This is a genomic window from Psychrobacter sp. CX97, assembly GCF_057396285.1.
Genome location: NZ_JBXYJE010000008.1, coordinates 39,848 through 65,363, shown reverse-complemented (window position 1 = coordinate 65,363; position 25,516 = coordinate 39,848). Strand labels below are relative to the sequence as shown.

Sequence of the window (25,516 nt, the reverse complement as noted above, 5' to 3'; positions counted from 1 at the left end):
ATTATTACTGATGCATTCCACTTAATTCCTGCATCTGCTCATATAAACGCTTTTCTATGGGAGTCATGGCTGATCCAGACTGATGGAAAACTTCCATTTCAACAGTTACATTGCCTTTGCCATCATTTTTAGACATATCAAAGCCTAATATAAAGTACTCATCCATCACTGGATCTTGTAATTGGCTATTTATGTCCATAATAATATTTGAGTAGTTTTTCTTAATGGCTTCTCGAGAGAACTGTGCATTTTCATCAAGACCATAAATAATGAGGATATAATGATGACCAAACTGATTGTATGAATGTTGATGGCGTAGATACCCATTACGATATTCTTCTTCAGAACGTTCTGAATAGGCAATGATCTCCTCCATAATGCTCATTCGAGTGTACATCGATTCATCAATGATGGTTTGAATATGTTCATCTATTGCAGCATGTTTGTTTTCAAGATGACGCTTTACAAAGCCATTAATAAGCTTCTGATACATGGTTGAATAGTTTTGCAACTTTTGGATCAGCTTAGTTTTTTCATCATTTACATCTTTATGGATATTAATATCGTTACTCATATTGCTCATTAACAACAAACGAGATTCAATATTTGCAAGTAGACCAATTTCAACCAATTTCTTTTGGACATTAATGGCTCGTTCAAAAAACTTTGGACTTGATAAAAAGTGTCGCGCTAAAGCCACTTCATTGGCAAAGCTATTCTGATTGATTAACGCAGGTAAATGATATTCAAAAAAACTAATACAATCACTAGGTGTTTGAAATAAGTTTATTATATTAATAAAACTGTCTAAACTAAAAATTTGCAAGACTTGTTTGCCATGATCCAAATCTAATACACATTCTTCTTGAAAAAAAGCACTACCATAATCATGATTTATATGTGAAGTAACATCATCATAGATTGCACTTATTAGAGTTAAACCAATACAGTGTATTTTTGTATTGCTGTTTATTGATGGCGTGTTGTTTGCAGACTTAACAGTTTCGTTAAAATTTTTAACGTTGACATCATCTACTTCAAGCAGGGGCAAACTTATTCTTTTACGCAGCTGCTGAAAGCGTTTTGTCAGCTTTGCGGCTGCTTTTTGTTTATATTTATTGATGACTGTTTTAGGAATTTTTGGCGAATCAGAGTTAAAACTTTCTTCTTGAGCTATAATATATAGACGATGGTTGCCAATATGCAGCACATAGTCAAACTTTCCAGCACTCGCTAACGGATCACTCGGTTTTAAGAATGCAGAAAAAATAGTTTGTTGTAATAAAGGCTCAAGATTAAATGCTTTTTTATCTTTTCGTGCAACTTTAGGTTCGATAGGCGCTGGCGTGCTCGTACGATTGCCATAAGATTTATTTAAAGTAGGACTTTTAATAGATACTTCATTAGAGTTTTGAAAAGAGTGGTTTGACATAATATCTATTACACCTAAGAATTAACATTATAAATTAAAAGTACTATACCTAAATTGACTTACATCTGCCTATCCCCTTTGTATTAAATACATGTTATTGTTGTTGAAAGGACAAAGTTTGTGGTTGTATGGAGGTAAACTTGAACTAATTATAGCTAACGTGATATCAGACTTTAGTCCATTAATCGATTATATATCCCAGTAGACGATTATAATAATCTGAATATTTATAATAAATAGTCAACTCTCGATATGTCTGGTTGGAACTCTACTCATACCATTTTCAGTACATTCTTAATAGAAAACAGCAATAAAAATAACCTTTAAACACAATTAATAATGATATTGTGCAATTTCACATTGAAACTGCCATTGTTGATGCGCACACTGTCAGGTAGTTTATCATCAAGTAGTGATACCATTATTACTTTAAACCTCTAATTTTTAATACGCATATGCGGGAAAAGGATTACATCTCGAATACTGGCCGAATCTGTAAACAGCATAACCAGTCGATCAATACCAATACCTTCACCTGCTGTAGGTGGCAGACCATAAGACAGTGCTTCGATATAGTCAGCATCATAATGCATTGCTTCGTCATCGCCTGCGTCTTTCTCTGCTACTTGGTTTTTAAAACGCTCTGCCTGATCTGCTGGATCATTAAGCTCACTAAATCCATTGGCAATTTCACGACCACCAATAAATAATTCGAATCTATCCGTTATCTCAGGATTTTCATCATTGCGACGGGCTAATGGTGACGTCTCTGCGGGGTATTCAGTTATAAAAGTGGGTTGACGTAATTTATGTTCCGCAGTTTCCTCAAAAATTATAGTTTGTAGCTTACCAATGCCAAAGCTTTCTTTGACGGGTTGCTTAAGCGTATTTTGAGCATAGCTAACTAAATAGTCTCTGTCATTAATATAATCCATATCAAAACCATCGGCGTATTTTGCAATGGCATCTGTCATGGTTAAACGTTGAAAAGGGGCTTTTAGACTAATGTCTTCTTCTTGATAGGTTATTTCAGTTGTTCCTAATATATTATTCGCTAGTTGGCTTAACATACGTTCGGTTAAATCAATTAAGTCATTATAATCTGCATAAGCTTGATAGAATTCAATCATGGTAAACTCAGGATTATGACGCGTCGAAACGCCTTCATTCCTAAAACTACGGTTAATTTCAAATACACGTTCAAAGCCTCCAATAACAAGGCGTTTCAAATATAATTCTGGGGCTATTCTTAAGTATAATGGCATATCTAATGCATTATGATGAGTAATGAATGGGCGGGCCACAGCACCACCTGGGATGGAATGCATCATTGGCGTCTCGACTTCCATGAATTGCTCATCTAGCATAAACTCACGGATACCACTAATGACCTTACTGCGAATTAAAAAAGTATTGCGACTGGTTTCATTAGTCATTAAATCTAAATGACGATTACGATAACGGGCTTCTAAATCTGCCAAACCATGAAACTTATTCGGCATAGGACGAAGAGATTTAGTCAATAAGGTTATGGCTTCAATATGAACATATAAATCACCCTTACCTGAACGACCTATATAACCGGTTACACCAACGATATCACCAAGATCAAGCGATTTAATCATTGCCAAAGTTTCGTTATCCAACTCTTTGCGAGCCACATATAACTGAATACGTCCAGTCATATCTTGGATAACAATAAATGCACCGCGGTTAAGCATAACACGACCCGCGACGTTAACTTCCGTCTTGTCTCCAGCCGCCACCTTCTCTTCAATCTCTTGTTTTGAAATGCCATCAAACTGTTTCTGTAAATCATCAGCATAATCTGTACGCTTAAACTTATTAGGATAAGCTACTTTGCCAGAAGCACTAATATCGTCAAGCTTGGCTTGACGCTGTGCAATTAACTCATTGGTATCTTCAGATGAATTTACTTGATTTTCTGACTGATTTTTTTGGTTAGACATAAGACTCTCAGCATTATAGATTGAATTTATTGAAACAGATTGATGGGTTGAACTCTAATATTTAATCGATACAAATAGCAGGTTGTGGGATACCCTTCTTAATTGTCTGATAGCAGCCAAAAACACTGCTATTGCTGGCGCATTCGCCAGTTTGGTGAGTCAAATCTGGATTAAGAAATTGTTGTGACGTAGCTTTACATTCGCCAAGACAGTCTGAAGCATCATCACAAGTTTTGCCAGCATCTTCGTACTGCACAACACACATATCACATCCCATCATACCTTCTCTTTGAAGCTTACCACCTTGTTCATGACACTCTTTAACACTGTCGGCAGTTACCTTAGGACAATTCTGATCTTGATCACTGAAAATTGATAAATCAATATTCGATTGTTCAGATACAGTCACTGTCGAATCCGGTTCAACTCGAGTTTGGGGCGTCGTACAAGCTGAAAGCGTCAATGTGCTTGAAGCAAAAAGACCCAATAAGCCCAAAAACATAGATTTTACTTTAATCGTCATAGCTTCTAATGCCTATTCATTTGCCTATTTAAATGCCTGATACCACAAGTGTCTTATATCGAAATTACCATAAAAACAATGATTAAAAACAATCGTTAAAACGAATTATTCACCACCAATACTGGCCATTAAATCCGCTTGATGCTCACGAATTAAGGCATCTAATAACTCATCCAAATCCCCTTCCATAATTGAATCTAATTTATATAGAGTCAAGTTAATACGGTGATCTGTCATACGACCTTGTGGAAAATTATAAGTACGAATACGTTCACTACGGTCGCCACTACCCACCAAGTCACGACGCATTTCATCAGCGGTATCGACTTGCGCTTTAACTTTAGCTTGTTGAATACGTGAAATAAGCATCTGCATTGCTTTAGCACGGTTTTTATGTTGACTTCTCTCTTGCTGACATTCTGCAACCACTCCAGTTGGAATGTGAGTCAAACGGACAGCTGAATCAGTGGTATTCACGTGCTGCCCCCCTGCACCGCTTGAACGGAAAGTATCCATACGAATATCAGCTGGATTTAAGTCAACGGTATCGTCAATTTTTACTTCAGGCATAACGGCAACCGTGCAGGCAGATGTATGCACCCTGCCCTGACTCTCAGTTTCTGGAACACGCTGGACACGATGCGCCCCTGATTCAAACTTCAAACGCCCGTATACACCTGTACCTGATACACGTGAGATAATCTCTTTATAACCACCGTGCTCCCCCTCACTGGCAGAAAGCACTTCAATTGTCCAGCCTTGAGATGAGGCATAACGCTCGTACATTCTGAATAAATCCCCAGAAAATATAGACGCTTCATCCCCACCTGTACCAGCACGAATCTCTAAAAATGCAGGTACTTTATCATTCGGATCGGTGGGCAACATCATTACGTTAAGCGCTTCTTCCATATCTTCAATGGATTTTAGAGCATTATCGATCTCATCTTGCATCATCGCCTTCATTTCAGGGTCAGAAGCATCTTCCAGCATTTCTTCAGCATCGGCTTTATCTTTTTCGGTTTGACAATAACGTTGCCAGAGTGAGGTAATTTCAGATAAGTCGCTATGCTCCATTGACAGTTCACGAAACTTATTGTTATCACTCATGGTGTCTGGCTCTGACAGCAGAGCGGTGACCTCTTCATAGCGGTCAACCATTTGATCAAGGCGTTCTCTTAAAGAGTCTTTCATAAATAATATAGCTTGTGTTAGCTTGTGAAAATAATAAGGGGAGTAATTATAACAAATTTTATGTTAAATACCGACTAGCAAATAAATAATCCCCCATATTATGGAGGATTAAGTTAATTACAAAGCGCAATACCTAGTTTAAGCACATTGATAAACGCTTACACTTTACGAACTAATACTGAGCCAATTGAATATCCTGCCCCAAACGAACAAATGACACCCAAATCTCCAGACTTCAAGGCGTCTTTGTAACGGTGGAATACAATCATAGGGCTTGCTGAACTGGTATTCGCAAACTCATCAATCACACTTGGTGCAATGGCTTTGTCCGCTGTTTTTCCAACTACGGTACGCAAGATCAAATCAAGCATATTTGCATTCGCTTGATGTAACCACATCATCTTGATTTCACTAGGCTTAAAGTTATTTTCTGCTAGATGCTCTTGGATTATTTCTGACACTTTAGGACACACTTCGCGGAACACTTTACGTCCATTTTGTAAAAACAGTTTATCTGTGACAGGTTCTTTAATATCAGGATACATTTCAGTTTGTGCGGCTAGGTACTCTGAACGATCCATAAATCCGTATTCATTTTTGATATTAGTTGAGTACTGGGTATATAATTTTGAGTCAAGCACCTCATAACCCTTAGGTGTATCAAGCGCTTCAACAATCGTAGCCATCGCCGCATCACCAAATATGAAATGGCTATCTCGGTTGCGCCAGTTTAAATGAGCAGAGGTAATCTCAATGTTTAAAACAGCAATACGTTTACCAAGCCCAGATTTAATTGATCCAACCGCTTGTGCTATACCAAAAGTAGCCGCACTACAAGCGACATTCATGTCATAAGCAAAGCCGCCAACCATCCCAATATGACTTTGTATTTCAATGGCAATGGCAGGGTAAACTCTCTGAAAGTTTGACGCTGCTACTATAATGCCATCTAAATCATTGGCCTCTAACCCTGCATCTTTAAGGGCTGATTGAAGAGCATCTACCCCCATCTCCGCCATAATTGACAGCTCTTCACCCAACTGACGATAGGGAATAACGGGCGCCATGATTTCAGGATTTAATATCCCCTCTTTTTCCATGACATAACGTGACTTAATACCCGATACTTTTTCAATAAACTCGGCAGAAGATTTTTGCAACGGTTCTACATTGCCTGTTTCGATTTCAGCACTATGCTCATTGTTATAATTATCAACATATTGATTGAAAGAATCTACTAACTCTTCATTACTAATGCTATAAGGTGGTGTGTATAAACCCGTTCCTGTGATATAAATGCTCATATCTCTCCCTTTATATGCCTTTAAATAGACTCGTGTAAAATAATGAAGTTTTAAAAATACACATTCAACATACCAATTAAAATTAAGCTTTAGCCGATTAAGCCTACTTAAAAAATCGTAACAAATTATGTCTAATATTAAATTTACATTATTATGCCTGTTTTCTAGCAAATTTCCTATTGCTGAATGTTAAAAAACTTACTAAATTATAATTTAACTGACTAATGTTGATTAAATTATTATTTATATAATAGCAATTACTGATGATAATATCTAAATAAATGGTCTTTGATACAAATAGATAGTGCTCGCATAATTAATGTATACAAATAGATTCTTGCAGTTCTTATCTGCAACAAAATAAAACATCATATAATCTTAAGATAGCCTTTATTACAAATACACTAGATAATAATGCTGTGTCTTGTTAGCTGAAGGTCTGTATCAAATCTATTCACTATTTTATGAGTACGCAAATTTTTACTTTACATAATAAGGATTAACCGATGAAAAAAGGCTTATTACTCACTGCAATAGCAGCTACCTTTAGCTTAGCAGGCTGTACCTCTACTGGTACGCCAACTACCACGAATACAACGACGGCTACTGCGACAAACGTGGGTTTAAATGTATTCAAGATTGCCGTAGATAATAAATGTCGTAGCGAGCTTGAGAAGAAAAGAACATGGCGCCTTGCTCGTGTCGCTATGTCGCCTCAACAAGAAGAAAAAATTCAAACTAAAATTTGTGGGTGTGTCAGTGAGCAAGCACCGAATCATGTAACTCTTGTAGATATGGCTAATGCAGCTATTGACCCTGCTTATCGCAGTCAGTTAGTAACCAAAGTAGTGACAAAGTCTTTACAAACTTGTTATGGCAATTTCACTAACAAAGATTAAAGTTTGTTGAAAAAATCCAAGCTGAAAAAAGGGGCCGTTATGGTTAATAACGCCCCCTTTTTAATACGTCCTTAACATATGCTCTTGCTCTGCTGGCTAAGCACTGTCTGTAATGATTACTTTTGAATTCAATCAGGGTAATTTTAAATAAGAAAATTTATATAGATTATTGTTATGGAAGCTAGTTATTAAACAATATCTTTAGATAGTATTGTCTTTAAAGAGTATTGTTATTATTAAACTCTAATGAGTTACTAGCGGGTAATACAACTTCATTATGAAAGTATTTAGACTTACCATCCAATGTCTCATTTACCTCCTTCACTAAATCATCAATAATGTCATCATAAACCCCATGAAGTAACTCAGTTTCAAATGATGTTAAAGGATGCTTACGGGTTGCTGCTCTGACATGAGTGACACCATGCTTGCTATAAAATATATCAACACTGCCATCACTATTTAATATACAGCTTACCTTACCCTCATCAACTTCCATTTGAATATTCTCAGGCATAAAAATATAGTCATCAACATCAGTCAATTCTTTTTCAACACCTTTTTTTAATAAAGCCTTAAAGTCAAACATCCTTAATCTCCTAATATTAAAATTGTTATTAAATGAATTAATTAATAAAAAAGCATCCGTATCCATGTGCTAAAAGTACATGACATGTATTCTGTTAGATATCCCTATCTATATATCCTATTGGAGGCGCATCTATTTTTTTAGTGAAAAAGTGTAAAACTACGTTGATAATTGGTTGACTTAAGCTACAAAATACAAAAATCGAACAAATGACTGCGAAACTCCGTTGATAAAATAGTTGTTAAGACTACCAATCAAGACTACCAATCGCTGAGGCAATGAATTTGTAGGTCAAGCCATTTTATCTATTCAACACTATATTGTCATAAGCCATATTATCTACTGAATAATATATGCTTTAAGCGACAATACTTTGTCACGGACTTTGGCAGCAGCTTCAAATTTAAGCTCACGAGACAATATTTTCATCTCTTTCTCCAAACGATTAATCTCTTTAGCCAATAAGTCTGGGCTACGCAAAATCTCGATATCAACATCTGGCAACCCGCTACTACTTGGAATAGCTTGATTATCGTTAAGGTCCTCCTCGATCTCGCCTGTATCAATCTTATCTGTAATACTGCGACTGGCAGACTTTGGTATAATGCCATGCTCAAGATTAAAGGCAACTTGCTTTTCACGTCGACGATCCGTCTCTTCAATTGCTTTTTCCATACTTGGTGTCATTCGATCAGCATATAGAATCGCTTTACCATTTAAGTGACGAGCTGCACGCCCGATAGTCTGAATCAGTGCACGTTCTGAGCGCAAGAAGCCTTCTTTATCGGCATCAAAAATAGCAACCAATGACACTTCGGGCATATCTAAACCTTCACGCAATAAGTTAATACCAACGATTACATCATGTACGCCGGTACGCAGTTCATGAATAATCTGCATGCGTTCTACGGTATCAATATCTGAATGTAAATAAGCAACGTTAACGTCATATTCTTTGAGATAGCTTGTGAGATCTTCTGCCATTCGCTTGGTCAGCGTGGTAATGAGCACTCGCTCGTTTAATTCCCGGCGTTTGGTAATTTCAGAAAGGACATCGTCTACTTGAGTGAGCACTGGCCGAATTTCAATCTCAGGATCAATAAGTCCTGTCGGTCGGACCACTTGCTCAACCACCTGCTCGCTTTTTTCCAGCTCATATTGTGCGGGCGTAGCAGAAACGAATATAGTAGTGGGCTTAATGCGCTCCCACTCTTCAAACTTCATTGGCCGATTGCTCATTGCACTAGGCAGGCGGAAGCCGTAGTTAACAAGGTTTTCTTTACGGGAGCGGTCCCCTTTATACATGGCACCAATTTGAGGAACCGTCACATGCGATTCGTCAATAAACAGTAGCGTATCTGGTGGAAGGTAATCGAACAAAGTTGGTGGTGCTTCGCCAGCTGGTCTACCTGACAAATGCTGTGAATAGTTTTCGATGCCGTTACAGTAGCCAAGCTGCTGAATCATCTCAAGATCGTACTGGGTACGCTCTTTAATACGCTGGGCTTCAATCAGCTTATCGTTTTCACGAAAATATTCCAATCGCTCTTCTAGTTCAGCTCGAATAGTGTGGCTCGCCGCCTCTAATCTTTCACGGGGCGTCACATAATGCGACTTAGGATAAATAGTAATACGAGGAACTTTTTTTACCGTTTTACCCGTCAAAGGATCAAACCAGCTGATTTTATCGACTTCATCATCAAACATGCTAATACGAACGGCAAGTTGTTCTGATTCAGCAGGATATATATCTAACAGCTCGCCACGTAAACGATAGGTACCTCGTTCGAAATCTAACTCATTGCGTGTATATTGTAGCTCGACCAACCTTTTAATCATTGACGTACGGTCGATTATATCGCCAACCACAATATGTAGTAACATTTTAAGATAGCTTTCTGGATCGCCCAAGCCATATATAGATGAGACTGATGAAATAATAATGGCATCTCTACGTTCAAGTAGCGCCCGAGTAGCAGACAGTCGCATTTGATCAATATGATCATTAATAGCACTGTCCTTTTCAATAAAAGTATCGCTCGCAGCGACATAAGCTTCTGGTTGATAATAATCGTAGTAACTCACAAAGTACTCAACCGCATTATTTGGGAAAAAAGACTTAAATTCGCCATATAGCTGCGCAGCTAACGTTTTGTTATGCGCCATAATAATGGTTGGGCGCTGAGTCTCAGCTATAACTTTGGCCATAGTATAGGTCTTACCAGATCCAGTCACACCTAATAGTAACTGAGCATCCATACCTGACTCTACACCTTTGACCAATTTTTTAATCGCTTGGGGCTGATCTCCGGCAGGTTTAAAATCAGTGACCATGTTGAATGCACGGCTTGCTATTTGTGTACCAGATGCATTCACACCAGTGATTTCAGCTTCGCCTTGAAGCTGGGTGGCAAGTTGATTAAGCTGTCTTGAAGAGCGGGGTTCGGGCATGCGCATAGTCATTTTCTTTTATTATTACTAACTTTTGATGTTTTAAGATATGGGGGTAATTACTGAGAATTAAAAGGCTAGAGTTTTTAACACTTATGAGATAAATCTTTTATGAGATAAATCTTTCAATTAAAGACAGCCAGTAGGAAGATGTCAAACAAACATAGGGTCTGTAAACATTGTTATTAAAAAGTTATTACAAATAACCATATAGCCATCCTATCCTTCTTCATAGGCCTACCCAAACAGACTTATAGAAACCAAAAAATATATAGATTTACCTATCAAAAACTACATAGATTTACACATTTAGCATATCGCTTATATTTACTCATCCTGAATCTTGTAAAGGTAGGTTCAAATCTTTTAAAGGTAGGTTCAAATATTGAATATGACCTGCTATTATAAATATTGAAATATTTCAATGGTTTATTTCATTCAACCAAGAATTGCCTTTTATAATAAAGTAAAAAATTTTATATTAACTTAAAGCATTAAGGATTAAAATTATGAGAGAACGTTACGCAAGTGGTATTAATGATGAAACAGCTAAAAAAATGGTAGAGCTATTAAACTATAACTTAGCTAATTTAATTGACTTAAGCATGGACAGTAAACAATGCCACTGGAATTTACAAGGCAAAGGATTCATCGGGGTTCACCAGCTTCTTGATGACACTTACGAGCGTTTGACCGAGGCCTACGATACGGTTGCTGAACGTATTGTTATACTCGGTGGTAGAGCTAATGGTATTTCTCACCGTGTTACTGAGGATTCAATCTTAGAACCCTATCCTACCGAAATAACTGAGATTGATCAGCATGTACGTGAGCTAACTAATCGTTATAAGATAGTTGCTGAAGAGTTACGTAAAGCCATTGATTCTGCAGGCGAGGCAGGCGATGAAGATACAGCAGATTTATTTACAGAAGTTAGCCGCACCATTGATAAAGATGCCTGGTTCATTGGCGCTAATGCCCCTCTAAACCAATAGTTTTTTATAGAGCGATCTGATCAAAAATCAACTAAATTAAATAAAAGAAGGAGATCGTCACTACAATAGTGATGACCTCCTTCTTTTATTTAATACAATATTCAAACTAATAACTTGTATTTATAAGCTAAAGTTATGAGATACCCCCGTATTTAAAAACATCTCTGAGCAATATACGAGGCATGGAAAACGTCTTATTTTTGTGTGAGAACGTAAAGGTTAGTCGTTTGATATTTTTTTAGTTATTCAACCCTAAAATAAAATTCTCAATTTGTGCGTCGTCTGGGATTTTATGAGGACTTACTGTGTTTGTCTTCGAATTCCACTAGCCCTCCTCAAGTTCTGATTTAGGTATGAGAAATTCAGCATTTATTTCATCTACAACTAAGATTATATGCTCTCTTGTAGGTTCAATTCTTGTGATAGAGTAAGCGTTTTTAACATCACGATATGTTGAGTTATTATGTATACCTTTATCTGTTTTAAAAAAAGGACTTTTAATTAACACTCTGTTAATACTTTGCTTTACTATCCCTGTTTTGTTGGTGTAAGGGTAAAAAGTGCTTTGTTGTTATTAGTATATATTTCATAATCATCATATAGATCGTCTAAAAACTCCCCGTGACCTATTTTTTTATGTATTTGAGTGGCAGGCAAGGTGTGTAAAACGTCTTCAATAGTAGTTGATGCATCAAAAACACCTATACTATCGGTCTTTATGGTGTTTTTGATATACTTACCCGCTAAAGAGCCACCCCCTTTACAATAGAACATCATTTGAAAGCGATCTTCAAATTTATCGGTAAATACTTCCAACCCTAAATTATCATGCGAAGGGGCTATATACATTAATATCTCTTTGTTAGAATCCTTGCTAATATTCATCCAAAGGATATTACTTTCAAGCCAAGCTTGCCCGGAGAAACGACAGTTTTCTTTACCGTTGACCTTAGATGCAGAAAAGCTCACATTATATTTTTTCCCCGTTGGGGTGATAGATAAGGTCTGTGTATAGTCATCTTGAGTTTCAAAGAAGGTTTCGTATTTGCCTGCATAGTTGAAAGTTTGTTGTTTATTCAGTTGATAGTAAGGGGCTAGCGGGCTTGTAATAGGATGTAGATCTTTGCCTAAATAAGTAAGTACGCCTTCATTGATTAAAATCTGACCGCTCTAGAGTCTTCGTGGATAGTTATTATATTATTTTTAACCGTATAATTTCCTTTATGAATAAAGTGTTCATCTTGTTTATTTAAGTAGAGCATGTCGTAGACAAAAGTATTATCCTCATTGAGGATAAGTTTGGTTTCAATACCATAGCAGTCGGCACACGGTAAGGTACCTTTGTATACTCCAACAATATCCGATTGCGCTATCGATGAGTAGTTATCTGGTATAACTGTAAATGTTGGCTTTGAAGAATTTGGTTCAGTAACTTTGAGACTTGATTGACAGGCCGTTAGTAGAAGTGCAGATAAAAGATAGCCAACTGGTTTAATTAGCGTAAAGAAATTATTCCGGAATATGTGGGGTTAAAAAACGCACTAGGACAGTGATTATTAAGAGTATTAGAAGAAGGTATTGATATTTTATAAATCGTTCTGGGATAAATAAACACAGCACAGATACTATAAAAATTCCTATAAGTTCAATCAAATTAGATAAACTTTGAGAGCCAAATCCTAGCCCAGTTAATACGACCCACAAAAATGATGGTAAGAATATTAGGCTAAATTTTTTCAATGGTTTATCCATAGTTTAGGCTTAATAATATAGGTAATAGAAAAACATCCAAGTTGGCTGACTTTTACAAAGTGTAAGACTGTAAAGAATGCGATGTTTGGTTAAAGATTTTTTTAACTAAAAAGAGACTTAATTTAAAAAATATTAAAATTTAAAGTCAGAATACAGGATAAAATTTAATTTTGCGATAATCTACATAGTATTCATGTAATCCGCCTAGTCTTTCATAAATTAAAAGCATGATTTTGAAGAACTCCGATACTCCAATACTCCAATACTCCAATACTCCAATACTCCAATACTAAGGCTCATCTTTTTGTTCTTCGCTTTCAATGTGTTGCGGTAACAATTTTTAACCCATCGATTACGCTTGAAAGGCATATCTTATAAAAGACATATCTTAAACGTTCAATAGTTTTGCAGAAAACAATTATCTTTAGCTAAAATCTTTATTGTCAATACTGGTTTGAATCAGTAATTGTGAATAAGCATGCTTGGGCTTAGAGAACAGCTCTGAGGTCGTAGCACTTTCTACACAAACCCCGTCTCGCATAACCATAATATGCTGACAGAGCGCCCGCACCACATTTAAGTCGTGACTAATAAAGATATAACTGATGCCAAGCTTGGCTTGGATGTCGCGTAGCAGCTCAACCACAGCGACTTGGGTACTGCTATCAAGGGCTGAGGTTGGCTCGTCTAATAGGATGACTTTAGGGCGCATAATAATGGCGCGTGCCAGTGCCACACGCTGTCGTTGCCCCCCCGACAACTCATGAGCATAGCGGTAGGCGAACTCGTTTGGCAGCTGCACAGTTGCGAGTGCCTCAAATACTGCCTGTTGACGTTTTGATTTTGCCACACCTTGCACCAGTAGTCCTTCCTCTATAATTTGCATCACATTAAAACGTGGGTTAATACTGGCGAAGGGATCTTGGAATACCATTTGAATGGTTGCCCTAAATTGACGTAACCTTCTTTTGCTTAGGCTATTTATATTAGTGTTATCAATAATGATATCTCCAGACACTTTGGCCTGATTACTTAGCAGACGGGTTAATGCCAAAGCGATTGTCGTTTTACCTGAGCCTGATTCGCCGACAATACCTAGGGCTTGCCCCTGAGGTAATATGACAGTAACATCATCAACTGCTTTTACCCACTTGCTTACCCCACCCAATAGTGATTTCTGAGCAGGGAACGCCACCGATAGATTTTCAACCTGTACTACTAAGTTTGAGTCCTCACTATTTGAAGCAGCATGCTTGTGACAGTCGAGCGGCTGACCGAAGTTCTGTGATATCAGTGACTTCGTATAATCATCGCTAGGATTTGCAAAAATAGCCTCACTTTCGCCTTTTTCGACCACTATGCCCTGCTTCATGACGATAATGTGGTCGCTATAGCGGCGCACTAAGTTTAAATCGTGGCTGATTAACAGCATCGCCATGCCGTGCTGACGCTTCAGATCGTTTAGCAGTTCCAATATCTCGTGTTGCAAGGTCACATCAAGTGCAGTGGTTGGCTCATCTGCAATCAACACATCAGGGTTTTGTGCCAGTGCCATAGCGATCATAACCCGTTGACGCTGACCACCCGATAGTTCATGAGGGTATCTTGCGAGCTTAGTTTCAGGATTTTTGATATTGACATCATTTAATAGGTCGATAATTTTAGACTTGATCTGCTTTTTTGCAACCCCTGCTAAGCGTAGGCTCTCAGCAATTTGCTTACCAACGGTATGCAAGGGGTTCAAGGCGGTCATTGGCTCCTGAAATACCATGGCGATACGAGAACCCCGTATCTCCATTAATTGCTTTTCACGTTTATTACGCTGCTGACTGGATTCATCAAACATCTGGTCAATAGATAGTTGACCTATTTCGGCTAAAACCACCTTCCCTGTAACTTTTAATCCACTGGGTAGTAGACCTAATACAGCCAGACTAGAAATTGATTTCCCCGATCCAGATTCACCAACAATAGCTAATGTCTGGCCCTGCTCAATCTCGTAAGATAGTCCATCCACAAGCGTCTGATCCTCACTTGAAATAGAGAGATCATTAACGCAGATAACAGGAGATAATTTTGACGAATCATTAGGCATAGATGCAGACTCTAGTGTGATAGGGCGTTATTTGAAGAGGTTTTAGCAAATTTGGATTGACTATAAACTTTTGAGCTATTGGCATTACTTTTAACTTTAAAAGATTTTACCCATTATCCATAATGTGATGCGTAAAAAAAGCATCCACTACTTTATATTGACCTGCCGTGCTCTCTTCACCATACATGGCTTGTCGAAACTCGTTTGAATGACGAATGCCCGAGGTATACCAAGCGATGTGCTTACGGGCAATTCGGCAACCAGAATACTCACCATAAAAAGCATATAACGCTTCAAGGTGGGTTAACACAATATCTTTGAGCTGTGCGGTGGTTGGCGCCGGTAGTGTTTCGCCTGTCTTTAAATAATGAGCGATATCTCTGAATATCCAAGGTTGGCCTTGTGCAGCACGGCCAATCATAATAGCATCACACCCTGTTTGATTAAAAACCTCGATCGCTTTTTGGGCACTATCGATATCACCATTGGCAATAACTGGGATACGTACACTCTCTTTGACTTGGCGTATTAATTCATAACGGGCTTGTCCACCATATTTATCTTCACGAGTACGACCATGAATCGCAATGGCGGCAATACCCGCTTCTTCAGCTCGCTTAGCAATACGTAGGATATTTTCTTGTCCATTCTCATAGCCAAGCCGTGTTTTTAAGGTAACAGGTACCTCAACCGCTGCCACAGTGGCATCCAATAAGCGGGCGACTAACGCTTCATCTTTTAATAACGCAGAACCTGCCAGCTTACGGCATACCTTTTTGGCAGGACAGCCCATATTAATATCAATGATTTGAGCGCCATTATTAACTTGATAGCGTGCAGCTTCTGCCAGCTTATCCACATCAGCACCTGCTATCTGAGCAGATATAGGCGCAATTTCGCCCTCAAAGTTAGCCCGAAACAATGATTTCTTATGCGCATATAATGTCGCATCTGCCGTCATCATTTCACTAACGGCATGACCTGCACCGAACGATTTGCATAAACGCCTAAAAGGATTATCGGTAACACCCGCCATTGGCGCAACCATCAGACCATTGCTGATTTTTAACCCGCCAATATATAAGGGCTGCAATAGCGGATGGGGGTCGATATGAGTTGCTGATAAATTATGAGACATAAAAAATGGCTTGTTGCTGATAACAAGCCACATTGTAAAGGGATTTGCTAAATAATTAAAATGCTATCTGCTTAAATCCTATTTTATAGGGTCAAAATAACAAGTCCAAGTAATGGGTTATCATTTCAAAAGCCCCTTATAATGAATTCGCTCATTATTGATTGGCTGATTATAAATGATAAGTCAATTAGTTAGAAATCGCTGCTTTTAGCGAGTCTGCCATGTCTGCAAGCTCCTGCATGTCAGCTTGCTCACTGCCATGCTTGCCAAGACTGTGTAGACTCGTAGGAATAAGATGCACATGATAGTGAAACACAGTTTGGCCTGCCTCTGCGCCATTTAATTGCATTTGTACAATACCTTCACGATTAAACGCCTTTCGCTGTGCAGCCATCACTTTTTTTGCAGTCATCATTACCGCTTGCGCATATTCAGGTTCAAGCTGACTTAAATCAACCGCTTTTTGTTTAGGTATAATCAATACATGACCTTTTGCTTGAGGCATGATATCCATAAATGCTAACGTTTTATCGTCTTCGTACACAGTGTGATTTGGGATAGCACCGGATAAAATTTTTGCAAAAATATTGTCATCATCATAAATCATAGACATGGTAAGTTCCTTTTTAAATTAGTTTTAGTCACTACAGTTGATTTTTATCTACTTTTAAAAAATAAAAAGCTTGCAGGTTATTCAACACCAACTGCGAATAACTTGCAAGCTTGTAGCTATATTTAAAATTTAAATTTGGAACCTCTGGCTTTTCAGTAATACTGCTGCCATCCTCCAGCTCAAAAGAACATATTAAGCAACAAGAACGAGACACTTGCTAAAATCGCGGCTACAGGGAGCGTAAGCACCCAAGCCATAGCGATAGGACGCATTAAAGCCCAGTTAGCATTATGATTTACCAGTCCAATCCCCAATACAGCACCTACTAGAATATGCGTACTTGAAACGGGTAAACCAAGTAGAGACGCCCCCATTACGACCGCTGCGGCAGACAGTTCAGCCGAAAAACCTGAGGCAGGATGCATTTTAGTCAGGTTCGTACCGACCGTTTGTATAACCTCTTTACCAATAAACCAGAGGCCAACAATTAATGCCACACCAAATGTAACCATCGCCAATGTAGGCACAGCGGCTTTTTGATTCATAGCGCCAGTTTTTAGTACATCTAGAATTGCTGCAAACGGACCAATGGCATTAGCAATATCGTTTGAACCATGGCTAAAGGCAAATCCAGCTGCCGTAAATACCTGCATCCAACTAAATAGAATAAAAGTCGCTTTAGGTAGGTTTTTATTATTATTTTCAAGTGATTTGGCATAAATAAATACAGCCATCCAAATAATGGCTGCCACCATACCCATTATTAGGAAGTTATGTAAGGTAGTTAAACCTAAATGTAGATTTTTAAGACCCTTAAACAATAACATTGAGCTAATGATAGCCCCACCGAATGCAGCTACTAATGGCACCCAAGTCTGTAAAGCTTTAAACGCATCGACTTCATAACGTGCACGCTCTAACTGATATATCTTTTTATAGTAATCAGATTCTAAATCCTCTTCATTAATATCCTCTTCTTGATAGGCTTGAGCATCTCTAGCAAGAGAACTTGTATAAGCCAGCTTTTGCATTTCATTTAATTTTTCGAAAGCTGTTTTGTCTTGCAGTTTAACTAACTGCTTCTTTTGATGTAAGCGTTGTAACACTTCAGCTGCAGAGTCGTTATAACTAAGAATATACTTTTTAATTTGGTAAAATAGAGCGTAAGAAGCCGCACCACCGAGTAAAGGGGACAATACCCATGAGACTGCAATTAATCCAATTTTATCCCATTTTACGGTTTGTACTGATCCATCTAGCCCTGCCAGAGTAAATCCGAGAACCATGGATGAACCCACTAAACCACCGATAATGGCATGGGTAGTTGAAACTGGCCAACCCTTTTTAGTAGCAATTAACAACCAAATTGCGGCTGCCAACAAAGCTGACATCATAAGAAAAACGAACTGCATTGGTTCGATAGTTAGACCATTAAGATCTACAATCCCTTTACGAATTGTATCTGTCACTTCTCCACCGGCAATGACCGCACCACTGACTTCAAATACTGCTGCAACACCAAGAGCCTGTGGAATAGTTAGAGTACCTGCACCCACTGAAGTACCAAATGAGTTAGCAACATCATTACCACCGATGTTGAATGCCATAAACACACCAAATATGGTGGCTGTAATAAAGATGATTGGAAAATGGTTAGTATAGTCCAAACCCCACCATATAAAGTAGAGTGTCGTTACTACTAATAATAAGGCAAATGCAAAGTTGACTTTTTTATTGCCAACTTTAATCAGATTACTCGTTTCAGATCCGTCTTGCATAATTTATACCCCATTTATTATTATATTTAATTATTTAGATAGCTGGTGTTTGGTTTTTATTCTTGCAATTTGTTATTATTCTCTCCATCTATTAAGCTTTGATGAAAACCAGATAATTTTTATGTACGCAGTAGTGAAGACGATGTTATGGATGCCGGAACAGAAATAAAAAAAAGACTGCAAAATTGCAGTCTTTAATGGCTATAGCTATGTACTTTCATTGAGCGTTATGTACTTACAAAATTTTAAAACACCCTATTTAAACCATTTAATGCGGCAACACGGTAGGCTTCCGCCATTGTTGGGTAGTTAAAAGTTGTATTGACAAAATATTCTAATGAATTGCCACATTTCATCACTGCTTGACCGATATGAATAATTTCCGAAGCATGGTTACCATAACAGTGAATACCTAAAATTTCTAAAGTTTCGCGGTGGAATAAGATTTTTAAGACACCTGAAAGCTCGCCAATAATTTGAGCACGAGCAAGATGTCTAAAAAATGCTTGACCTACCTCATAAGGCACACCTGCATTCGTCAGCTCTTGTTCCGTTTTGCCAATGCTTGATATTTCAGGAATGGTGTATATGCCTGTTGGTACACTTGACACTGGTTCTGCATCTTCGTCTCCAATCATAAAAGCAGCAGCGCAACGACCTTGGTCATATGCAGCAGAGGCAAGTGATGGCCAGCCAATAACATCTCCAGCGGCATAAATATTGTCTACATCAGTACAATAAGTGTCATCCACTTTTAATTGACCACGCTTATTGGCCTCTAATCCTACATTTTCAAGACCTAAGCTTTCAGTATTTCCGGAACGACCATTCGACCATAAAATGGCATCCGACTTTATTTTTTTGCCACTTTTTAAATGCAATATAACGCAATCATCAAAGGTTTCTAATTTTTCAATTTCTTCGTTATTACGTATCAGTACACCAAATTGTCTAAAATCGTGCGATAACGCATCACTAATTTCGTTATCTAAATAACTTAATAGCTCTGCATGATTGTTAATTAAATCAACTTTATACCCTAGTCCCGTAAATATGGATGCGTATTCACAACCTATCACACCCGCACCGTAAATTATAATTTTATTAACCACATAATCCATCTGCAATATTTTGTCAGAATCAAATACACGCGGATGATTAAAATCTAACAAGTCTGGACGGTATGGACGACTGCCGACGGTAATAATAGCGTTATTAAAAGTAATCGTTTCGATGCCAGTGCCATCAGTAAGCTCAATATTTAAAGTGTGCTTATCTTTGAAGCTACCCCAACCATGGATTACTTCAACACGATTCCGTTCATAAAATCGTGTATGCGTATCAACTTGACTGCGAACGACTTTACGAGCCTTTGCCAATATTTTAGTTAATGGTACTTGAGTGTAGTCTGACCCTTTAAAAAACATCGGGTCTCGGCGATAACTGATTAAATTAAATACAGATTGACGTAGCGCTTTACTTGGTATTGTCCCAACATGAGTACAATTACCCCCTACCTGATCTCGTGGATCAATAACAGCTACTTTTTTACCGCTTTTTGCCAGTTTCATTGCAGCTGCTTCACCTGCTGGGCCAGCACCTAAAACAACAGCATCATATTCATAGTTATGATCGTCTTTTTTTATACGACCTGAATCTTTAGTCAGATCAGATTCAACTCTAATTCTATTATCATCAAGAGGGCTGATTAAATTGGGGTGATATACCTCGTCAGCAATATCCAAACCTCCAGCAAGCTTTGATTTTTTTGATCTATAAGTGGTTTCTTCCTGCTCATGCACATGCTCAATAGAATGCTCGTTTTCCGTCTCGATTTGCTCAGATCCAGAGCCATTATCTGTTGTGTCTTTTATGTCATTTTCTTTATTTTTTTTAGACATAGTATCCTCTTAATACAGTAGTTAGGTAACATTTAAAGATGAGAGATGATAACGCATCGTTTGCAGGAGTAGGACTGCTAGTTTGAGACCAAGAAGAGATTAATTTATCACTGCTTTCTGGCTTACTACATTTTGCAGTGTCCATTTACCAGTCATTTGCTGTTTATTATCATCAATTTTAGGTTTAACATTAATGACGTACTCCACGCCATTGGTATGACTAAACCCTTCAACCCAGTTGTATGGAATTTGAAATAGCTCTCCTGACTGGTTTTTTGCAACCATACAAAGCATCGGCAGTGCACTATTACAAGGTTCTTTGGTCGGCAACACTGTCAATTGCTGCGCCTCACCTAAGCTCAACTGAGGGATATAGTGTGGCTCAGGAACAGGTTGCTTGGCAAACGGACCCGTCTGACAGCCTGCTAATAAAAAAATTGCTACAATAGCAATACTTGCAGGTAAGTTGGAGAGGCTTAGCTTACTTAGTACAAATGAAACTTTTCGCATTACTAACTACCTAATAATGATTAATTTTATCGTTATGTATAAACACCGTTTATTATATCAACTTTAACACCCTAGGTCAGGCTCAAATAGTTTATAGACTTGTGTCTGCGACTATTCCGCAAAAACATATCACTGCATTTCGGTTATTTTATACCTAATACTCTACTTCTTTAGTTGTTTGATCTCATATTTTTTACCCCATAAACTAACTAGCCTATACGGCGTTTAAGACCCGTTATTTGCAATATTCGAGTGGCAATCTCCTCCACAGACATTTCGGATACGTTTAAGCTTGGTATACCCTGAGTCATATATATAGCTTGAATCGCTCGCTGCTCCTCTTCACATTGTCTATAGCTAGAGTAACGACTGCCTGCCCGTCTCTCTTGTCTAATTTTTACCAAACGATCAGTATCAATTATCAAACCAAATAACTTATTCCGATAAGGCTGAAGTGCCTTTGGTAATTTATTGTCATATAAGTCATCTTCAGTCAGGGGATAGTTGGCTGCTCTGATACCAAACTGTAAAGCTAAATATAAAGAGGTTGGGGTTTTACCTGAACGAGAAACCCCAATCAAAATGATATCCGCCATATCATAATGACGAGTACGTGCGCCGTCATCATTATCCAAAGCAAAGTGAACGGCATCAATCCTTGACTTGTAAGTTTCAGAATCGACATCATCATGCGCATGTCCAGAATGGGCATCAGGCTCTACACCTATTTCATCAGTGATACGGCCAATCAAACCTTCATACATATCTAGATTACAGGCTTGAGCTGAATTTATAATTTCGCGAATCTCACTATCAACAATCGTATCAAACACGAGAGGTAATATTCCTGTTTCCTGATAGGCTTTATTAATTTGTATTACTGCCTCTTGTGCCCCCTCCACTGAGTCTACATACGGAATGACACGAGTTTCAAATGGCACACTGGCAAACTGACTCAGTATCGATCTTCCGAGCGTCTCGGCAGTAATGGCCGTACCATCTGATATAAAAAAAGCAACGCGAATTACCTCAGGTTTATCTATCGCCATTGCACTACGATTTTGTATCGTCGACTTTAATGCTGATGTCTGAATTAAACTTTCCATACCCTTCCTTATAAACTTTTTTATTAACATCTTATGATTGAATGTGTATATCTATTAAAGGAATATTTATCCAATTTTAAGTAGCAAGTATTGTTATTAACATTAAATCAACCAGATTACCCTTATATAACACCCAGTAAAGTATAACTGCCAGTAAAATAAATGGCGCTACCCTTAATAATTGCAAACTCAATCGCTATCAACTTGAGTTAAATATATTCTTGAGTTAAATATACTTTAGACTCAATTTAAAACTTATTTTCAATATTAACAGACAATTGTATTAGAATAATGGTTAAAATTTCAGATAAATACTGGCGTCTTTTAATATATAACGTCATCTAACTGACGGTGTGTTATTTAATTCTATTTTTTGATCCTACTTTATACATGCCTTTTAGCTCATTATATAAATCAATTATTAAGGTAATTTATTGCGAAACACTTTCTGACGGAAGGTCGCTTTTAACGCTTTTAATGAATAGACGCATATCGAATTTAAATGTTATAGTTTACCTCGCATTAACGGGCATAAAACAACACTATATAGGCTATATTTGTCTATCATATTGCTGTTTTATGGCATTTATAAAATAAATACCCACCATACGGTACACAAAATACCTATTTAACGTTATAATTTTGAAAAATAACCTTATTTCCCGGAGTTTTCATGACAGCACCTCAAGTTATTACCCTTGACAAGTTAGGCAAAGACGATGTTGAAATCGTTGGTGGTAAAAACGCCTCATTAGGCGAAATGATTAGCCACTTATCTGACATGGGGGTTAGTGTTCCTGGTGGTTTTGCAACTACTGCAGCTGCATTTAATAACTTTCTTAATGAGACTGGCCTATTAGATAAGATCAATAATGAACTTAAAAGCTTAGACGTAAATGACGTACATAAGCTTGCTGAAGTAGGTAAAAAAATTCGTGGTTGGATTATTGAACAAGAATTACCGCCTTCTCTTGAAGCGGAGATTCGTGATGCATTCGAAGTCATGAGCGGCGGGGAAGATATTGCCGTAGCAGTTCGTTCATCTGCTACCGCTGAAGATTTACCAGATGCTTCTTTTGCTGGACAGCAGGAAACTTACCTAAATATCCGTGGTATTGATAACGTACTGATTGCCATTAAAGAAGTATTCTCTTCTTTATACAATGATCGTGCTATTTCTTATCGTGTACATCAAGGTTTTGAACATGCTGGTGTTGCTCTTTCAGCGGGTATTCAGCGTATGGTACGTTCAGAAACTGGCGCCTCTGGTGTTATGTTTACACTTGACACAGAAAGTGGCTTCGACGAAGTTGTATTTATTACTGCCAGTTACGGTTTAGGTGAAATGGTTGTACAGGGTGCCGTTAACCCTGATGAATTTTATTTATCAAAAGCTTTACTTGCAGAGAATAGACCTGCTGTTATTCGACGCAATTTGGGCAGTAAACATCAGAAAATGATTTATGGCGAAGAAGGTAGCACCACTCGCTCCGTTAAAATTGTTGACGTTAATAAAGAAGAACGCGCTCAATTTGCCCTGACTACAGAAGAGTTAACAGAACTTTCTCAGCAAGCCTTAACCATTGAGAAGCATTATGGTCAGCCGATGGATATTGAATGGGCTAAAGATGGCGATACTGGAGAAATATTTATTGTTCAGGCGCGTCCTGAAACAGTTAAGAGTCGCCAAGATCGTAATGTGATGGAGCGTTATCTGATCCAAAGCCAAAATGCAAAAATATTATGTGAAGGTCGATCTATCGGTCAGCGTATTGGCTCTGGTAAAGTGCGTATCGTCAATAGCATTCATGAAATGGAAAAAGTTCAAGTTGGTGATGTGCTGGTATCCGACATGACTGATCCCGATTGGGAACCTGTCATGAAACGAGCCGCTGCCATCATCACGAATCGCGGGGGTCGTACTTGTCATGCTGCTATTATTGCACGTGAATTAGGTGTCCCTGCCATTGTTGGCTGTGGCAATGCCACGGAGCTTTTAACAGATGGGCAAGAAGTGACTGCATCTTGCGCTGAAGGCGATACAGGTTTCATTTACGATGGTTTATTAGATTTTGAAATTCAGAGCAACTCTATTGATCAAATGCCTGAAATTCCTTTCAAAATTATGATGAATGTTGGTAATCCAGATCGCGCCTTCTCATTTACCCAGATTCCTAATGCAGGGGTTGGTCTTGCCCGCCTGGAATTCATTATTAACCGCATGATTGGTGTTCACCCCAAAGCCTTGCTTAACATGAATACGCTTCCACGCGAAGTGTCGCAAGCAATTAAAGACCGTATTGAAGGGTATGCATCACCTGTTGATTTTTATGTTGATAAATTAGTTGAAGGTATCTCAACTCTTGCCGTTGCCTTTAGAAACTCACCCGTTATTGTGCGTATGTCAGACTTTAAGTCTAATGAATACGCCAATCTAATTGGGGGTAAGTTATACGAACCCTCTGAAGAAAACCCAATGCTTGGTTTCCGTGGTGCGAGCCGTTATGTATCAGAGAACTTCCGCGATTGTTTTGATTTAGAGTGTAAAGCATTAAAGCGTGTACGTGATGATATGGGCCTTACAAACGTAAAAATCATGATTCCATTTGTACGTACCACCGGCGAAGCCAAAGAAGTTGTTGAGATTTTAGAAAGTAACGGGTTAAAGCGTGGTGAGAACGGTCTAGAGCTGATTATGATGTGTGAGCTACCTACTAACGCTCTATTAGCTGATGAGTTTCTTGAGTATTTCGACGGCTTCTCAATCGGTTCAAATGATTTAACTCAGTTAACCCTTGGTTTAGATCGTGATTCTGGTATCGTGTCGCATTTATTCGATGAGCGTGATCCTGCGGTTAAGAAGTTATTATCAATGGCTATTAAGGCATGTCGCGATCAAGGTAAATATGTTGGAATATGTGGTCAGGGCCCATCTGATCATCCAGATTTAGCTTACTGGTTAATGGAACAAGGCATCGACAGCGTGTCTTTAAACCCAGACTCAGTACTCGATACTTGGATGTTCTTGGCAAATGATGATAATGCCAACTAATTTAAGTCTAATTTAACGATTACTTTGACTAAGAAGCACTACAAAACTTAGTCTATGGCCACAATAATCAAATATATGATCATTGTGGTCTTTTTGCGTAGACTCGATTCTAATATCAACCAGTATCTAAAAATAAATAAAAGACATCTCAGTATTATTTAATTTAGTATAGGACGATGTCATGTCCAGTAGTCTATTAGTTATTGTTAATCGT

Annotated in this window: 19 protein-coding genes; 3 read left to right on the top strand and 16 right to left on the bottom strand. The window is 38.1% G+C overall.

What is annotated here, in order from left to right; translation table 11 throughout:
* Positions 1–4 precede the first annotated feature (4 nt).
* From AC2SLL_RS07930 to AC2SLL_RS07910, 5 genes are all read right to left on the bottom strand, one after another.
* On the bottom strand, positions 5–1,432 hold the full coding sequence (locus AC2SLL_RS07930; protein ID WP_486531151.1) for a hypothetical protein: 1,428 nt from the start codon (positions 1,430–1,432) through the stop codon (positions 5–7).
* A gap of 437 nt (positions 1,433–1,869) precedes the next feature.
* Entirely contained in the window at positions 1,870–3,402 is a 1,533-nt protein-coding gene (gene lysS / locus AC2SLL_RS07925) for a lysine--tRNA ligase (RefSeq protein WP_486531150.1), read from the bottom strand.
* 61 nt (positions 3,403–3,463) lie between these two features.
* Positions 3,464–3,925: a hypothetical protein gene (locus tag AC2SLL_RS07920; protein ID WP_486531149.1), complete on the bottom strand. Its 462-nt coding sequence runs from the start codon at positions 3,923–3,925 to the stop codon at positions 3,464–3,466.
* A 105-nt stretch (positions 3,926–4,030) separates the two neighbouring features.
* Positions 4,031–5,119, bottom strand: coding sequence for a peptide chain release factor 1 (gene prfA, locus AC2SLL_RS07915; RefSeq protein WP_486531148.1), 1,089 nt, complete (start codon positions 5,117–5,119; stop codon positions 4,031–4,033).
* Positions 5,120–5,277: 158 nt separating this feature from the next.
* Positions 5,278–6,423 (bottom strand): beta-ketoacyl-ACP synthase III, encoded by a 1,146-nt coding sequence (locus AC2SLL_RS07910; protein ID WP_486531147.1) that lies wholly within the window; start codon positions 6,421–6,423, stop codon positions 5,278–5,280.
* A gap of 506 nt (positions 6,424–6,929) precedes the next feature.
* On the opposite strand from AC2SLL_RS07910, the gene AC2SLL_RS07905 reads away from it, so the two are divergent.
* Positions 6,930–7,322: a hypothetical protein gene (locus AC2SLL_RS07905; protein ID WP_486531146.1), complete on the top strand. Its 393-nt coding sequence runs from the start codon at positions 6,930–6,932 to the stop codon at positions 7,320–7,322.
* Positions 7,323–7,539: 217 nt separating this feature from the next.
* Here the strand turns inward: AC2SLL_RS07905 and AC2SLL_RS07900 are convergent, their stop codons facing one another.
* On the bottom strand, positions 7,540–7,911 hold the full coding sequence (locus AC2SLL_RS07900) for a hypothetical protein (RefSeq protein WP_486531145.1): 372 nt from the start codon (positions 7,909–7,911) through the stop codon (positions 7,540–7,542).
* A 339-nt stretch (positions 7,912–8,250) separates the two neighbouring features.
* A complete protein-coding gene (gene uvrB / locus AC2SLL_RS07895; RefSeq protein ID WP_486531144.1) occupies positions 8,251–10,368 on the bottom strand; it encodes an excinuclease ABC subunit UvrB in 2,118 nt (705 codons plus the stop codon).
* A 503-nt stretch (positions 10,369–10,871) separates the two neighbouring features.
* Between uvrB and dps the strand changes: the two genes are divergently transcribed.
* On the top strand, positions 10,872–11,357 hold the full coding sequence (gene dps, locus AC2SLL_RS07890) for a DNA starvation/stationary phase protection protein Dps (RefSeq protein ID WP_486531143.1): 486 nt from the start codon (positions 10,872–10,874) through the stop codon (positions 11,355–11,357).
* A 528-nt stretch (positions 11,358–11,885) separates the two neighbouring features.
* On the opposite strand, the gene AC2SLL_RS07885 is transcribed toward dps, so the two are convergent.
* The 9 genes from AC2SLL_RS07885 to ppsR form a co-directional block, all read right to left on the bottom strand.
* Positions 11,886–12,326 (bottom strand): hypothetical protein, encoded by a 441-nt coding sequence (locus tag AC2SLL_RS07885; protein ID WP_486531142.1) that lies wholly within the window; start codon positions 12,324–12,326, stop codon positions 11,886–11,888.
* Between the two features lie 185 nt (positions 12,327–12,511).
* Positions 12,512–12,715, bottom strand: coding sequence for a copper resistance protein NlpE N-terminal domain-containing protein (locus AC2SLL_RS07880; protein ID WP_486531243.1), 204 nt, complete (start codon positions 12,713–12,715; stop codon positions 12,512–12,514).
* An 818-nt stretch (positions 12,716–13,533) separates the two neighbouring features.
* Complete coding sequence (locus AC2SLL_RS07875) at positions 13,534–15,204, bottom strand: ABC transporter ATP-binding protein (RefSeq protein ID WP_486531141.1); 1,671 nt, start codon at positions 15,202–15,204, stop codon at positions 13,534–13,536.
* A gap of 106 nt (positions 15,205–15,310) precedes the next feature.
* Entirely contained in the window at positions 15,311–16,342 is a 1,032-nt protein-coding gene (gene dusB, locus AC2SLL_RS07870; RefSeq protein ID WP_486531140.1) for a tRNA dihydrouridine synthase DusB, read from the bottom strand.
* A 187-nt stretch (positions 16,343–16,529) separates the two neighbouring features.
* The gene (locus AC2SLL_RS07865; RefSeq protein ID WP_486531139.1) at positions 16,530–16,955 is read right to left on the bottom strand and encodes an HIT family protein; all 426 of its coding nucleotides are present in this window, start codon (positions 16,953–16,955) and stop codon (positions 16,530–16,532) included.
* 179 nt (positions 16,956–17,134) lie between these two features.
* Positions 17,135–18,733, bottom strand: a complete 1,599-nt coding sequence (locus AC2SLL_RS07860) for an inorganic phosphate transporter (protein WP_486531138.1) — start codon at positions 18,731–18,733, stop codon at positions 17,135–17,137.
* Between the two features lie 245 nt (positions 18,734–18,978).
* Positions 18,979–20,634: a Si-specific NAD(P)(+) transhydrogenase gene (gene sthA, locus AC2SLL_RS07855; protein WP_486531137.1), complete on the bottom strand. Its 1,656-nt coding sequence runs from the start codon at positions 20,632–20,634 to the stop codon at positions 18,979–18,981.
* A gap of 99 nt (positions 20,635–20,733) precedes the next feature.
* On the bottom strand, positions 20,734–21,144 hold the full coding sequence (locus AC2SLL_RS07850; protein ID WP_486531136.1) for a DUF4377 domain-containing protein: 411 nt from the start codon (positions 21,142–21,144) through the stop codon (positions 20,734–20,736).
* Positions 21,145–21,353: 209 nt separating this feature from the next.
* A complete protein-coding gene (ppsR, locus tag AC2SLL_RS07845; RefSeq protein WP_486531242.1) occupies positions 21,354–22,193 on the bottom strand; it encodes a posphoenolpyruvate synthetase regulatory kinase/phosphorylase PpsR in 840 nt (279 codons plus the stop codon).
* 730 nt (positions 22,194–22,923) lie between these two features.
* On the opposite strand from ppsR, the gene ppsA reads away from it, so the two are divergent.
* Positions 22,924–25,302: a phosphoenolpyruvate synthase gene (ppsA, locus tag AC2SLL_RS07840; RefSeq protein WP_486531135.1), complete on the top strand. Its 2,379-nt coding sequence runs from the start codon at positions 22,924–22,926 to the stop codon at positions 25,300–25,302.
* Positions 25,303–25,516: the final 214 nt, after the last annotated feature.